We start from the raw sequence: 13,440 nt of genomic DNA, 5'->3' as shown, positions 1-13,440 counted from the left end.
CTCACCCGTCGGGGAACCACCGGCGGACCGCGGTGGCGAAGCGGTCCTCGAACTGCGTGTCGTCGTGGCGTCCGCGCAACCACGCGACGAAGTCGCCGCCGGCCACCGCATCGAGCTCGCGGCGGCAGCCCGCAGGGTCCGTGACGGCCCGCAGCAGGTGCTCCTCGGCCTCGGCAGCGTCGACGTAGAGCAGCGGGTAGCCGTCGGGCAGCAGCGCCCGCGCCCACGGCCGGTCGGGGAACACGCCCACCGCGCCGGCCACCATCGCCTCGACGTACTCGAGGCCGTAGGACTCGTCCCGTGCCGTCGCGAGGAAGGCCGTGGTGCGGGCGAGGCGGTAGTAGTAGTCCTCGCGCGTCGCGGTGAGCGGCCCCACCCAGGCCCAGTCCTTGCGCGACAGCCGGATCGCCCGCTCGGAGATGAGGTGCGACTCCTCGAGCCTCATCTCGACCCGGATGGGCGTCCGCCGCCGCACACGCTCGACGACGTCGAGGAACAGCTGGGGCTGCTTGCGCTCGGACAGCCGGATGGCCGGGTACAGCACCACCGGCACGGCCGGCTCCTCGCGCGGCTGCACGTGGTCGAGCCGGATCCCCAGGTTCGACCACTCGATCCGCGCGCGCTCCGCGAGCTGCGGCACGGTGAGCGCGAAGACGATCTCGCGGACCTCGGTCGCCGTACGCTGCGAGTTGGCGAACGTGGGGAACAGCGCGCACGACAGCGCGAGCGAGGCGCGCTCGACCGGCCGCGTGAACTGCGAGGTGTTCCACCACACGAAGTTCATGATCCGCGGCTCCGCACCGCTCGCGGCGAGCGTGCGCCACACCATGGGCGAGCTCACCACGTCCATGTTCACCACCACGGTCCCGCGCGGGTCGACGAGCTCGAGCGGGACCACGTCGAAGCCGTCGGCGCGCTGGGCGCGCGACCCCACGAGCGCCGACCCGGGGAACAGCCGCTGGAGGCGCCGCACCAGGGTCGCCCCCGCATCGTGCCCCGCGACGCGACCGTCCACGACGGTGAGGCCGTCGTGGACGATCGCGATCGGGTGCATCAGCCGATCCGCTCCGCCGCGCGCGCGGGGGCCGGGGCCTCGGGCACGGGCACCGGCTCCGCCCCCTCGGGCTCGGCCTCGAGCGAGGCCCTGATCCGCATGCCGTAGAAGGACCGGTGGACGAAGAACGCCGAGACCACGAAGAAGCCGGCCGCGAGCGAGTAGACCAGCGCGTGGCTGCCCTGCTCGGCCAGCCCGACGGCGAGCTCGACCGCGAGCAGGCCGAACAGCGTCGTGAACTTGATGACCGGGTTGAGCGCCACCGACGAGGTGTCCTTGTAGGGGTCGCCGACGGTGTCGCCCACGATGGTGGCGTCGTGCAGCGCCGTGCCCTTCGCGTGCAGGTCGACCTCGACGATCTTCTTGGCGTTGTCCCACGCGCCTCCGGCGTTCGCCATGAAGATCGCCTGGTAGAGGCCGAAGAGCGCGATCGAGATGAGGTAGCCGATGAAGAAGTACGGCTCCACGAACGCGAAGGCCAGGGTCGCGAAGAACACCGCGAGGAAGATGTTGAGCATGCCCTGCTGCGCGTACTGCGTGCAGATCTCGACCACGCGACGCGAGTCCTCGGTGGAGGCCTTGGTCTCGCCGTCGAGCCGGATGGTGTCCTTGATGTACTCGACCGCCCGGTACGAGCCGGTGGTGACCGCCTGGATCGAGGCGCCCGTGAACCAGTAGATGGTCGCGCCGCCCGCGATGAGGCCCAGCAGGAACGGCGGGTGGATGAGCGAGAGGTTCTCGATGCCGGTGGTGAGGCCGTCGGTGAGCGCGATGATGATCGAGAAGATCATGGTCGTCGCCCCCACCACCGCCGTGCCGATGAGCACCGGCTTCGCCGTCGCCTTGAACGTGTTGCCCGCGCCGTCGTTCTCCTCCAGCATGCGCTTGGCGCTCTCCCAGCGCGGCGCGAAGCCGAAGCCCTCCTCGATCTCGGCGTCGATGCCCTCGAGCTCCTCGATGACGGACAGCTCGTAGACGCTCTGCGCATTGTCGGTGACCGGGCCGTACGAGTCGACCGCGATGGTGACCGGGCCCATGCCGAGGAAGCCGAAGGCGACCAGGCCGAACGCGAAGACCGCGGGCGCGAGCATGACCTCGTCGAGCCCCATCCCGGAGATCAGGTACGCGGCGCCCATGAGCGCGACGATCGCGATGCCGAGCCAGTAGCCGGAGAAGTTGCCCGCGACCAGGCCGGACAGGATGTTGAGCGACGGGCCGCCCTCGCGCGAGCTCTTCACCACCTCGCGCACGTGGCGGCTGGTGGTCGAGGTGAACACCTTGACCAGCTCGGGGATGAGCGCACCCGCGAGCGTGCCGCAGCTGATGATGGTCGCGAGCTTCCACCACAGGCCGTCGCCGAGGTCGCCGATGAGCCACGCCGCGCTGAGGTAGGTCGCGGCGATCGACACCGCCGAGGTGAGCCACACGAGCGAGGTGAGCGGGCTCTCGAAGTTCATGCGGTCGGCGTCGCGGTAGCGGCGCCGGGCCCACGCATCGTTCGCCACATAGGACAGCGCCGAGGCGATGAGCATGACCGCGCGGACCGCGAAGATCCACACCAGCAGCGTCGCCTGGAGGCCCGGGTCGTGGACCGCGAGCAGCAGGAAGGTGACGAGCGCGACGCCGGTGACGCCGTACGTCTCGAAGCCGTCCGCGGAGGGGCCCACCGAGTCGCCGGCGTTGTCGCCGGTGCAGTCGGCGATGACGCCCGGGTTGCGAGCGTCGTCCTCCTTGATCTTGAAGGCGATCTTCATGAGGTCGGAGCCGATGTCCGCGATCTTGGTGAAGATGCCGCCGGCGATGCGCAGGGCCGCGGCGCCGAGCGACTCGCCGATCGCGAAGCCGATGAAGCACGCGCCCGCGATGTCGCGCGGCAGGAAGAGCAGGATCACCAGCATCATCAGCAGCTCGAGGCTGATGAGCACCATGCCGATGCTCATGCCCGCCTTGAGCGGGATCCGGTGGACCGGCAGCGGCCTGCCCTCGAGCGCCGCGAACGACGTGCGTGAGTTCGCGTACGTGTTGACGCGGATGCCGAACCAGGCCACCGAGTACGAGCCCGCCATGCCGATGAGGCTGAACGCGATCACCACCGCCACGCGCCCCCACGAGAACCCGACGAGCACGCCGTAGTAGAGGACGATCACCGCGGCGATGACGCCCCACAGCGCCAGCAGGAACTTGCCCTGCTGGATCAGGTACGCCTTCGAGGTCGCGTAGATGAGCTCGGACACCTCACGCATCGAGCGGTGCACCGGGAGGCTGCGGATCTGCCGCAGCACCGCCACGCCGAAGACGAGGCCGAGCACCGTCACCAGCAGACCGACCATGAGGAGCGCTGTCCCCGAGAGGCCTCCGCCGACCGTGACGCCCGACAGGTCCGGCAGCTCGAGGCTCGCCTCCCCGCCGTCGATGTGGCCGCCGCAGCCGGACAGTGCGAGCGCGCCGGCGCCGATGAGGCCAGCGCGCGCGACAGTGGACAGGTTCCGCCTTTGGAACATTCGTACCCCTGGAAGATGCCGGTTCTTGGGGGACCTCCTCGCAGGCTAGGGCGAGCGGGTGGCGGTCGCGGGTGACCTTGGGCCTAGGCGCGGGACGATGCGGTGCGGGTGTGAGTTCCCGCACACGCGGGCGTGCGGAGGCGGACGATGCGCGGGAGCCCTGGCAGACTCGCGCCCAACCTTTCGAGGCGTGGCCTCGTTGTGGGGTCATGACTGGGGGTACAGGACGATGACTGTCACGTGGGAGCCGATGCTCCACGAGCTCGCGAGCCAGCGCATGGGCCGGCTGCTCGCGTTCGCGACGATACTCGCCGGGCCTACGCGCGCGGACGACCTCGTGCAGGACGCCGTGGTCGCGGTGTTCTCCAGGACCCGCCGCTTCGACACCCTCGCCCAGGCCGAGCAGTACGTGCGCCGCGCGATCGCCACGAAGTACATCGACTCGCTGCGCAAGGACAAGGCCGACCGCGAACGGATGCGCCGCTACGCCGCCGGCGAGATCCTGCCCGACCCCACCGACCGCATCGTCGCCTCCCACACGGTGGACGATGCGCTGGCCCAGCTGCCGCCCCGGGTGAGGGCCTGCGTGGTGCTGCGCCACCTCGAGGACCTGTCCGTGCGCGAGACCGCCCACACCCTGGGCCTGTCGGAAGGCGCCGTCAAGAGGTACGTCTCCGACGGCCTCAGGACCATGAACGCCTACCTCGGCACCGGCTACCGGGACGTCGAGACCGAGACAGCCACCACGACCGAGAGGAGCGCACGATGAACGAGCTGCGCGACATCCTCCACCAGCGTCACCACGACATGGCCGCGTCCCTGCGCCACGCCCCCGAGTTCGACGAGACCGCCGCCGTGCGCTCCGTCCGCTCTCACCGCCGCGGGCGCGCGATCGTGATGGGCTCCAGCTCCCTCGCCACCGTGACCGTGCTCGCCGCGGGCGCGTGGCTGCTGCTCACGCCCGGCCAGCCCGACGTCGCGCCGGCGATCACGCCCTCGCCGTCGGTGTCGGCGTCGCCGACGCCCGAGGCGTCCGCGTCGGCGACGCCATCGCCCGAGCCCGTCTCGTACGAGGGCCGCAACCCCGGCATGAGCGACGGCGAGGCCTACTACCGGGCCGAGCACCCCGCGACCGGCGAGGTCTGGCTCGACGAGCCCGTCGCGGTCGACGCGCCGGACGGCTTGCAGGGGGACGCAGCATGGTGGGAGGTCGGGACGCGCGCCGGGGCGACCATCCTCGCCGGCGGCTCGTTCGGGGGGTTCATCATGGTCGAGGTCGCCGCGGACGGTGAGATGTCCGAGGTCGTCTCGCCGTTCCCGCACGATCCCGCCGCGAGCGAGGGCTGGACCGACCTGGCCGCAGCCGACACCTACTACGACTCCCTCGCACTTCCCGCCACCTGGACCAGCGCCGACGGCATCGAGCTGGACCTCCGCGACCACGCGAACTACGCCTACGGCATGGGTACGGACCAGCTGAACCTCCTGTGCGACGGCTGCACGGAGCTGGACGTCGAGCGGGTAGCCGCATTCGGCTCCTCCCACGCGGTCCGTGTGGTGGACAGCGGGAGCGGCACCGTGACCGAGGATGACGGTGCCACCTCCTGGGCAGTGGCCAGCGGCGGCAGGGTGGTCGCGGTCGCGTACGCGCTCGAGCTCCCCTTCGGCCCGCTGATGCCGCTGTGGGCCGACCCCGTCGGCACCCAGGCCGCGCTCCGCGCCGTCGCGGAGTACGACGAGTACGGATTCGTGTCCAACGATGTGCCGGTCTACGTGGAGCTCCAGGACCGGTTCTGCGGCCCCGACCTCGACTGGGCGGCCCTCGGCATCGACGAGGACCCGGCGGACTGGGTCGAGACCACGCTCTACGGCGACCTCGCCGTTCACCGCGCGACCGCGGACAACCCGCTGACCGGCCCCTACTACGAGGGCCTGGGCGAGTACTACCCGGCTCGGGTCGAGGGCGTGTCGCTCGACGAGTACGCCTCGGCACCCGCGATCGTGGGCGCCCCCGCGGCGGACGGCTCAGGCTGGTGGATCGAGATCCGCCAGGACTACTCCGTCAGGCTGGGCTGCTAGCCGCGACCACGACGACGGGGCCCGCGCATCGTCCTGATGCGCGGGCCCCGTCCGCGTGAGGCGTGAAGCCGGGAGGGCTCAGACGCCGCCGTCGAACAGCGACGTGACCGAGCCGTCGTCGAAGACCTCGCGGACCGCGCGCGCGATGAGGGGCGCGATCGACAGGATCGTGAGCTTGTCGAACTGCTTCTCCTCGGAGATCGGCAGCGTGTCCGTGATGATGACCTCGGAGACGCCCGACTTCGAGAGGCGGTCGACGGCCGGGCCCGAGAGCAGGCCGTGCGTCGACGCGACGATGACGTCCTTGGCGCCGTTCTCGAACAGCGCCTCGGCGGCCTGGACGATGGTGCCGCCGGTGTCGATCATGTCGTCGACGAGCACACAGGTGCGGCCCTCGACCTCACCGACGAGCTCGTGGACCTTGACCTGGTTGGGGACCGAGGGGTCGCGGCGCTTGTGGATGATCGCGAGCGGGGCGCCCAGGTGGTCCGACCACTGGTCGGCGAGGCGCACGCGGCCGGCGTCCGGCGACACGATGGTGAGGTTGCCCGGCGACGTGCGGCTCTTGACGTAGTCCGCGAGCATCGGCATCGCCCACAGGTGGTCGACGGGGCCGTCGAAGAAGCCCTGGATCTGCGCGGTGTGCAGGTCGACCGACATGACGCGGTCGGCGCCGGCGGTCTTGAACAGGTCCGCCATGAGGCGCGCCGAGATCGGCTCGCGGCCCTTGTGCTTCTTGTCCTGGCGCGCGTAGCCGTAGCTCGGGATGATCACGGTGATGCGCTTGGCCGAGGCGCGCTTCATCGCGTCGACCATGATGAGCTGCTCCATGATCGCCTCGTTGATGGGCGCCGCGTGCGACTGCAGGACGAACGCGTCCGCGCCGCGCACCGACTCCCCGAAGCGCACGTACAGCTCGCCGTTGGCGAAGGTGTACGCGGTGGTCGGCAGGAGGTCGATCCCGAGGTTCTTCGCGACCGCCTCGGCGAGCTCCGGGTGCGCCCGGCCCCCCGCGAGGACGAGACGGCGCTCGCTCGGGTTCGAGATCACGGCATTCATGCTTCTCCCTTGTGGTCGGCGGCCGCGGCCGCGCGCTCCTCCTGTGCCCCCGACGATAGACCGCGGGAGTCGTCTGCGTCCTGTGCAGCACGTGCAGCGGCGGCGGAGGGCGTGCCCGGGCGACGACGCTCGACCCACCCCTCGACCACCTGCTGCGAGACCGCGTTGAGCGCGAGCGCTCCCGCGGGCACGTCGTGACGGATGATCGCGCCGGCGCCCGTGTAGGCGCCGTCGCCGATCTCGACGGGCGCGATCAGCGTGTTGTCGGAGCCGATGCGCACGTGGTCGCCCACGTGCGAGCTCGACTTCGTCACGCCGTCGTAGTTGACGAAGATGGACCCCGCGCCCACGTTGGAGTGCTCGCCGACGATGGCGTCCCCCACGTAGCTGAGGTGCGGCACCTTCGAGTGCGCGCCGATGGTCGCGTTCTTGGTCTCGACGAAGGCGCCGATCTTGCCCTTCTTGCCGAGCACCGTGCCGGGACGGAGGTAGGTGAACGGGCCCACGGTCGCGCCGGGGCCGATCTTCGCGAGCGAGCCGTGCACGCGCGTGACGGTGGCGCCCTCGCCCACCTCGACATCGGTGAGCGTGGTGTCGGGGCCCACGGTGGCGCCGGCGGCGACGTAGGTCGCGCCGTGGAGCTGGGTCCCGGGCAGGACGGTCGCATCGGCCTCGAGCTCGACGTCCGCGTCGATCCACGTGGTGGCCGGGTCGACGACGGTCACGCCCGCGCGCATCCAGCCCTCGACGATGCGGCGGTTGAGCGCCCCTCCCGCCGCGGCGAGCTGGACGCGGTCGTTGACGCCCTCGACGGCGGAGGCGTCGGGCGCGACGAGCGCACCCACGCGGCCGCCGGCCTCGCGGGCGAGGGCGAGCACGTCGGTGAGGTACAGCTCGCCCTGCGCGTTGTCGGTGGTGAGGTGTGCGAGCGCGTCGCGCAGGCCGGCCGCGTCGAAGACGTAGATGCCGGCGTTGATCTCGCGGATCGCGCGGACCTCCGCGGGGGCGTCCTTGTGCTCGACGATGCGCAGCACAGCGCCGTCGGTGCCGCGGACGATGCGGCCGTAGCCGGTCGCGTCCGGCACCTCGGCGGTGAGCACGGTGACGGCGTTGCCCTGCTCCTCGTGCGCGGCGACGAGCGCGCCGAGGAGGGCGCCGTCGACGAGCGGCACGTCGCCGCTGGTGACGACGACCGAGCCCTGGACCTGGTTGTCGAGCACGGCGCGGTCGCCGATCGCTCCTGCCGCGACGGCGGCCGCGACGGTGGTCGCGTCGAGGGTCGACAGCCCGCAGCGGACGGCGCTGCCGGTGCCGGGGACGGCGTCCTGGTCCGCGATGAGCGCGTGCGGCGCGACGTCCGCGATGTGGGAGGCGACGGCCTCGCGCTCGTGACGGACGACGACGACGGTGCGTCCGGGGTCGAGCTCGGCTGCGGCGGCGAGCGCGTGCGCGACGAGCGAGCGGCCGGCGATGCGGTGGAGCACCTTCGGCGTCGCGGACCTCATGCGCGTACCCGCCCCTGCGGCCAGGATCATCACGGCTGCGGGTGGGGTCGGGGTCACCGGTTCTCCTCACACGTGGCGCACCCCGGTCAGGGGGCATGAAGCTTGGACTCGCCAAGTCTAACGTTCGGTGAACGGCCTGATGTGCCCGACTGCCAATGACACATGTGACGCATGTGAACAGGCGTGAAGGGGGCCGGCCGGGCGGGACGATGGGCGTCCCACCAGTCACGTCCCACCAGTCACATGTGTCATTGGCAATCGCCGGGGAGGCGGCTCCGCCCAGAGGATTCGAACCTCTACCGCAGGGCTCCAAAGGCCCGCATGCTGCCGTTACACCAGGGCGGATCGGGGCGGCGGCCGTTCCGGCGCGCCGCGCCCGGGCGTCAAGTCTGCCAGGATTCGCGGCACACTTGAGCCTGTGACCCTCGAACCCCGCCGTAGCCCGCGCTCCCGCATGACCGCCCGCGAGCGTCGTGAGCAGCTGCTCACGGTGGGCCGCGCGCTGTTCGCCGAGAAGGGCTTCGAGGGCACGTCGGTCGAGGAGATCGCGTCCCGCGCCGACGTCTCCAAGCCCGTGGTCTACGAGCACTTCGGCGGCAAGGAGGGCATGTACGCCGTCATCGTCGACCGCGAGGTCGAGGCCCTCCTGGGCGCCCTTACCGGCGCCCTCGCGCAGAGGGCGCACCCCCGCCAGCTCGTCGAGCGCGCCGCGCTCGCGCTGCTCGGCTACATCGAGGACTCCCCCGACGGCTTCCGCATCCTCGCCCGCGACTCGCCGGTCGCGCAGGCCTCCGGCACGTTCTCCTCGCTGCTCGGCGACGTCTCCGCGCAGGTCGAGGGACTGCTGGGCGACCAGTTCCGCAAGCGCGGCCTCGACCCCGCGGTCGCGCCCGTGTACTCGCAGATGCTCGTCGGCATGGTCGCGCTCGCCGGCCAGCACTGGGCGGAGGTGCGCGAGCCTGCCAAGCAGGTGGTCGCCGCGCACCTCGTCAACCTCGCGTGGAACGGCCTGTCCTCCCTCGAGCGTCGCCCGGACCTGCCCTCCGACTGACGCCACCCGCGCATCGTCCCTGGGAATGCCGGCGCGGCCCGCCGCGTCGTAGTGTGCGGAAGGGCGCCCGTGGGGGCGTCCTCAGCGTCTCAGGGGAGGGACAGCCATGCTCAAGGGCTTCAAGGACTTCATCACGCGGGGCAACGTCATCGACCTCGCGGTCGGCATCATCATCGGCGCGGCGTTCACCGCGGTGGTGACGTCGCTCGTGGACAACGTCATCAACCCGCTCATCGCGGCGATCTTCGGCAAGCCGGACCTGTCCGACGTGTGGGTGTGGACCCTCAACAACGGCGGCACGCCGGGCGACACGGCGGACGATGCGGTGCTCAGCATCGGCGCCTTCCTCACCGCGATCATCAACTTCCTCATCATCGCGGCGGCGATCTACTTCGTGATCGTGATGCCGCTCAACAGGCTGGCTGAGCGTCGCAAGGCCGGCGAGCCCGCGCCCGACGAGCCCGTCTCCCCCACCGAGGTCGAGCTGCTCACCGAGATCCGCGACGCGCTCAGGGAGAAGCCGGGCGTCTAAGCAGGACTGCCGGGGGACGATGCGGCGGCGGGCCGATCCCACCCGTCACATGCGTCACCCTCGTCATTGGGAATCGAGGAGCAGCGTGCCCGTCGCGGGGCCCGACGCGGTCACCACCGCGTCGCACGTCTTCGACGCCTTGAGGTGCGCCGCGATCGCGAGGGCGTGCTGACGCGAGCGCGCGAGGGCGGCGACGGTCGGGCCGGAACCGGACACGATCGCCCCGCAGGCCTCGGCCGCCTCGGCCGCGTCGAGGACCTCCTCGAGGCGCGGCATGAGGGCGAGCGCGGGCCCCTCGAGGTCGTTGAGGAGCGACTCGCCGAGCGCGACGGCGTCGCCCGCCATGAGCGCGCGCATGATCGGCCCGTCGATGTCGAGGTCCGAGACGGCCTGCTCGCCGGACTCGATGCGGCGGTCGTACTCCGCGAACACGTCCGGGGTGGACAGCCCGGCCCGCTGCGTCGCGAGCACCCAGTGGAACTCCCCGTGGGACATCGCGGGGGTGAGCTCGTCTCCGCGGCCCATGCCGACGGCGGTGTGCCCGTGCAGGCTGAACGGGACGTCCGCACCCAGGCGCGCGGCGAGCGCGGTGAGCTCGCCGCGCGTGGCGCCGGTGTCCCACGCCTCGGCGCACGCGACGAGCGCGGCCGCGGCGTCCGCCGAGCCGCCCGCCATGCCGCCGGCGACCGGGACGCCCTTGACGATGCGCAGGTCCACGCCGTCCGCGATGCCGAACGTGCGGGCGAGCAGGTCGGCGGCCTTCCACGCGAGGTTGGTCTCGTCGAGGGGGACGCGCGAGGCGTCGATGGGCGAGCCCGCCGCGACGTCGACCGCGAGCGTGATGCGGCCGTCGGTGCGCGGGGTGGCCTCCACGACCTCCCACAGGTCCAGCGCCTGGAACACCGTGACGAGCGGGTGGTAGCCGTCCGCGCGGCGCGGGCCCACGGTGAGCTGAAGGTTCACCTTCGCAGGCGCCTTCGCGCGGACGGTGCGGGTCATGACCCCAGACTGCCAGAGGCGAGGGCCTCGGCGATGGCTGAGAAGTCCTCGATGGTGAGCTGCTCGCCGCGGGTGAGCGGCTCGATGCCCGCCTGACGCAGCGCGGCCTCGGCCGCCGCGGCCGAGCCGGCGATGCCGGAAAGCGCGCCCCGCAGGGCCTTGCGCCTCTGCGCGAACGCGGCGTCGACCACCGCGAAGACCTCCTGGCGGGAGGCGGTCGTGGCGGGCGGCTCGCGCCGCTCCATCAGCACGAGGCGGCTGTCGACGCGCGGCACGGGCCAGAACACGGCGCGGCCCACGTCGCCCGCGCGCCGGACCGCGCAGTACCAGGCCGCCTTCGCGGACGGCACACCGTAGGTGCGCGAGCCCGGGGGCGCGGCGAGCCGGTCGGCGACCTCGGCCTGGACCATGACGAGCACCCGCTCGAGGGTCGGGAAGATCTCGAGGAAGTGCAGGATCACCGGCACCGAGACGTTGTACGGCAGGTTGGCGACGAGCGCCTTCGGCGGCGACGGCAGCGCGTCGACCTTGAGCGCGTCCTGGTGGATCACGTCGAAGCGGTCGGCGTCCTCCGGAGCGCGCTCCGCCACGGTGGCGGGCAGCGCGCCGGCGAGCACCGGGTCGATCTCGACGGCGGTGACGTCCGCGCCCGTCTCGAGCAGCGCGAGCGTGAGCGAGCCGAGCCCGGGACCCACCTCGACGACGCGGTCGCCCGGCCCCACGCCCGACAGGCGCGCGATGCGGCGCACCGTGCCGGCGTCGACGACGAAGTTCTGACCCCACTTCTTGTGGGGAGCGGTGTCGAGCGACTGCGCGAGGTGGCGGATGTCGGTGGGACCCAGGAGGTGCGCCACCGGCGTCAGTACCAGCCCACGGACTCGGAGTGGCCCCACGCGGAGCACGGGGTGCCGTAGCGGCCGCTGATGTAGCCCAGGCCCCAGGTGATCTGCGTCGCGGGGTTGGTCGCCCAGTCCGCGCCGGCGGTCGCCATCTTGGAGCCGGGCAGCGCCTGCGGGATGCCGTGCGCGCCCGAGTACGGGTTATGCGCGTTCGGGTTCCAGCCGGACTCGCGCTGCCACAGCGCGTCGAGGCACGACCACTCGGAGCCGGTCCAGCCGTACATGCTCGCGGCCATCTGCTGGCCGAGCGCACGGGCGGTGCCGGGCGAGACGGACGATGTGGCGGGGACGGAGGTCGACGCGGTGGCCTCCTCGGTCTCCTCCTTGGTGCCGACCGCGATGACCTCGTCGGTGGGCTGCTCGACCGTGAGGGTGAGGGTCTCGACGCGCGAGACCTCCTCGCCGTCCACGTAGGTGACGTCGTAGGTGATGACCCGCGAGCCGGGCTCGCCCTCGGTCACGACCTCCTCGGTGCCCTTCTCGAGGTCCGGGTCGTCCTGCTTCACCGAGCCGGGCTTGATCGCGACCTCCTTGGTCTCCGTCTTGACGACGGCACCGTCGGACTTCTGGGTGGCGATCTCGGGCAGGGCGGCGAGGTCCGCCTGGGTGGCGGCGGGCTGCTCGTCGGTGAGGGCGGGCACGGCGGCGGCGGCGATCGAGCCGACGGCGAACGATGCGACGGCGACTCCGAGGCCGACCTGCGTCAGCACGCGGGTCCGCACGCCGCGCTCGGCGCGGCGCTCACGGCGCCCGCCAGGCATCGGGTTGGAACGTCGATAGCTCACGTGGTCCTCTCGTCTCGCGACCGGTCGGCCGCGCTTCACTGACGACTTTTGTCTCATATTGATAACGACGATGTCCAACCCGGCTTGAGTCAAGGGGTCTGTGGGATTCCCCACACACCGCCATCTACCAGGGGCCGTACAGGTTTTCCGACGTTGAGGAGACGGTCTCGCAGGCGAGGGCCAGATCGACGTCGAGGACGCTCGCGACGGTCCGCATCGTCAGCGGGACGAGGTACGGGGCGTTGGGCGCGCCCCGGTGCGGGTGCGGTGTGAGGAAGGGCGCGTCGGTCTCGACGAGCACCTGCGACAGGGGTGTCACGGCGAGCGCGGCGCGCAGGCCCTCGGCGTTCTTGAAGGTCACGGTCCCGGCGAACGAGAGGTAGTAGCCGCGGTGGGCGCACAGGCGCGCCATCGCGGCGTCTCCGGAGAAGCAGTGGAACACCGTGACGTCGGGCGCGCCGTCGCGCTCGAGCACGTCGAGCACGTCCGCGTGGGCGTCCCGGTCGTGGATCTGCAGCGGCAGCCCCAGCTCCTTCGCGAGCGCGATGTGGTCGCGGAACGACCGCACCTGCGCTTCCCTGCCCTCCTCGGAGGTGCGGAAGTAGTCCAGCCCGGTCTCGCCGATCACCCGGATGCGGTCGTGGCGCGCGAGCGCCGCGATCTCGGCGAGCGCGTCGTCGTAGGAGAGCCCGCTGTCGTGGGTGCCAGCCGCGTGCAGCGGCGCCTCGTTGGGGTGGAGCGCCACCCCGCCGAGCATCGTCGGGTAGCGGTCGACCGCATCGGCCGTCCACCGCGCCGAGTCGAGCTCGCAGCCGATCTGGACCACCCGGTCCACGCCGACGGCGGCCGCGTCCGCGAGCCGCCGCTCGACCGTCAGCTCGGGCTCCCCTGCCGGGAACTCGAGGTGGCAGTGGTTGTCCACCACGGCGACCGGCAGCGCCTCCGGCGCGGTCGGCCAGGCTCCGGCGCGCATCGG

General features: G+C 71.8%; 12 protein-coding genes and 1 tRNA gene. 4 read left to right on the top strand and 9 right to left on the bottom strand.

What is annotated here, in order from left to right:
- Nucleotide 1 precedes the first annotated feature (1 nt).
- The gene (locus QQX09_RS06890; RefSeq protein ID WP_301132765.1) at nt 2–1,054 is read right to left on the bottom strand and encodes a glycosyltransferase family protein; all 1,053 of its coding nucleotides are present in this window, start codon (nt 1,052–1,054) and stop codon (nt 2–4) included.
- Complete coding sequence (locus QQX09_RS06885) at nt 1,054–3,555, bottom strand: sodium-translocating pyrophosphatase (protein WP_301132764.1); 2,502 nt, start codon at nt 3,553–3,555, stop codon at nt 1,054–1,056. Before QQX09_RS06885 ends, QQX09_RS06890 begins: the two co-directional genes overlap by 1 nt.
- A gap of 229 nt (nt 3,556–3,784) precedes the next feature.
- Here QQX09_RS06885 and QQX09_RS06880 point away from each other — a divergent pair, with 229 nt between their 5' ends.
- Together QQX09_RS06880 and QQX09_RS06875 are read left to right on the top strand one after the other, a co-directional pair.
- Nucleotides 3,785–4,324: a sigma-70 family RNA polymerase sigma factor gene (locus tag QQX09_RS06880; protein ID WP_301132762.1), complete on the top strand. Its 540-nt coding sequence runs from the start codon at nt 3,785–3,787 to the stop codon at nt 4,322–4,324.
- Nucleotides 4,321–5,634, top strand: coding sequence for a hypothetical protein (locus QQX09_RS06875; protein ID WP_301132760.1), 1,314 nt, complete (start codon nt 4,321–4,323; stop codon nt 5,632–5,634). The genes QQX09_RS06880 and QQX09_RS06875 overlap by 4 nt, the downstream gene beginning before the upstream one ends.
- Before the next feature lie 78 nt (nt 5,635–5,712).
- On the opposite strand, the gene QQX09_RS06870 is transcribed toward QQX09_RS06875, so the two are convergent.
- The 3 genes from QQX09_RS06870 to QQX09_RS06860 all read right to left on the bottom strand — a co-directional run bounded on the left by QQX09_RS06870 (nt 5,713) and on the right by QQX09_RS06860 (nt 8,543).
- On the bottom strand, nt 5,713–6,693 hold the full coding sequence (locus QQX09_RS06870; protein WP_301132758.1) for a ribose-phosphate diphosphokinase: 981 nt from the start codon (nt 6,691–6,693) through the stop codon (nt 5,713–5,715).
- Nucleotides 6,690–8,228, bottom strand: coding sequence for a bifunctional UDP-N-acetylglucosamine diphosphorylase/glucosamine-1-phosphate N-acetyltransferase GlmU (glmU, locus tag QQX09_RS06865; protein WP_436969054.1), 1,539 nt, complete (start codon nt 8,226–8,228; stop codon nt 6,690–6,692). Before glmU ends, QQX09_RS06870 begins: the two co-directional genes overlap by 4 nt.
- A 243-nt stretch (nt 8,229–8,471) precedes the next feature.
- Nucleotides 8,472–8,543, bottom strand: a tRNA-Gln gene (locus tag QQX09_RS06860).
- A 109-nt stretch (nt 8,544–8,652) separates the two neighbouring features.
- On the opposite strand from QQX09_RS06860, the gene QQX09_RS06855 reads away from it, so the two are divergent.
- Both QQX09_RS06855 and mscL read left to right on the top strand, forming a co-directional pair.
- The gene (locus QQX09_RS06855; protein ID WP_301132950.1) at nt 8,653–9,249 is read left to right on the top strand and encodes a TetR/AcrR family transcriptional regulator; all 597 of its coding nucleotides are present in this window, start codon (nt 8,653–8,655) and stop codon (nt 9,247–9,249) included.
- A gap of 106 nt (nt 9,250–9,355) precedes the next feature.
- Complete coding sequence (gene mscL, locus QQX09_RS06850) at nt 9,356–9,781, top strand: large conductance mechanosensitive channel protein MscL (RefSeq protein WP_301132755.1); 426 nt, start codon at nt 9,356–9,358, stop codon at nt 9,779–9,781.
- A 63-nt stretch (nt 9,782–9,844) separates the two neighbouring features.
- On the opposite strand, the gene QQX09_RS06845 is transcribed toward mscL, so the two are convergent.
- The 4 genes from QQX09_RS06845 to QQX09_RS06830 all read right to left on the bottom strand — a co-directional run bounded on the left by QQX09_RS06845 (nt 9,845) and on the right by QQX09_RS06830 (nt 13,437).
- Complete coding sequence (locus tag QQX09_RS06845; RefSeq protein WP_301132754.1) at nt 9,845–10,780, bottom strand: 4-(cytidine 5'-diphospho)-2-C-methyl-D-erythritol kinase; 936 nt, start codon at nt 10,778–10,780, stop codon at nt 9,845–9,847.
- Nucleotides 10,777–11,634, bottom strand: a complete 858-nt coding sequence (gene rsmA, locus QQX09_RS06840) for a 16S rRNA (adenine(1518)-N(6)/adenine(1519)-N(6))-dimethyltransferase RsmA (RefSeq protein ID WP_301132753.1) — start codon at nt 11,632–11,634, stop codon at nt 10,777–10,779. Before rsmA ends, QQX09_RS06845 begins: the two co-directional genes overlap by 4 nt.
- A gap of 5 nt (nt 11,635–11,639) precedes the next feature.
- A complete protein-coding gene (locus QQX09_RS06835; RefSeq protein WP_301132751.1) occupies nt 11,640–12,464 on the bottom strand; it encodes an aggregation-promoting factor C-terminal-like domain-containing protein in 825 nt (274 codons plus the stop codon).
- Nucleotides 12,465–12,588: 124 nt separating this feature from the next.
- Complete coding sequence (locus QQX09_RS06830; protein ID WP_301132749.1) at nt 12,589–13,437, bottom strand: TatD family hydrolase; 849 nt, start codon at nt 13,435–13,437, stop codon at nt 12,589–12,591.
- Nucleotides 13,438–13,440: the final 3 nt, after the last annotated feature.

The sequence above is a fragment of the Demequina litoralis genome (assembly GCF_030418455.1).
GTDB classification, from domain to species: domain Bacteria; phylum Actinomycetota; class Actinomycetes; order Actinomycetales; family Demequinaceae; genus Demequina; species Demequina litoralis.
Note: the sequence above shows the minus strand (reverse complement) of the source record. Positions and strands in the feature narration are given on the sequence as shown.

Coding starts and splice junctions, on each gene's coding strand:
- mscL (WP_301132755.1), top strand. CDS start 9,356: ATGCTCAAGGGCTTCAAGGACTTCATCACGCGGGGCAACGTCATCGAC.
- QQX09_RS06845 (WP_301132754.1), bottom strand. CDS start 10,780: ATGACCCGCACCGTCCGCGCGAAGGCGCCTGCGAAGGTGAACCTTCAG.
- QQX09_RS06885 (WP_301132764.1), bottom strand. CDS start 3,555: ATGTTCCAAAGGCGGAACCTGTCCACTGTCGCGCGCGCTGGCCTCATC.
- glmU (WP_436969054.1), bottom strand. CDS start 8,228: ATGATCCTGGCCGCAGGGGCGGGTACGCGCATGAGGTCCGCGACGCCG.
- QQX09_RS06830 (WP_301132749.1), bottom strand. CDS start 13,437: ATGCGCGCCGGAGCCTGGCCGACCGCGCCGGAGGCGCTGCCGGTCGCC.
- QQX09_RS06880 (WP_301132762.1), top strand. CDS start 3,785: ATGACTGTCACGTGGGAGCCGATGCTCCACGAGCTCGCGAGCCAGCGC.
- QQX09_RS06870 (WP_301132758.1), bottom strand. CDS start 6,693: ATGAATGCCGTGATCTCGAACCCGAGCGAGCGCCGTCTCGTCCTCGCG.
- QQX09_RS06875 (WP_301132760.1), top strand. CDS start 4,321: ATGAACGAGCTGCGCGACATCCTCCACCAGCGTCACCACGACATGGCC.
- QQX09_RS06855 (WP_301132950.1), top strand. CDS start 8,653: ATGACCGCCCGCGAGCGTCGTGAGCAGCTGCTCACGGTGGGCCGCGCG.
- QQX09_RS06890 (WP_301132765.1), bottom strand. CDS start 1,054: ATGCACCCGATCGCGATCGTCCACGACGGCCTCACCGTCGTGGACGGT.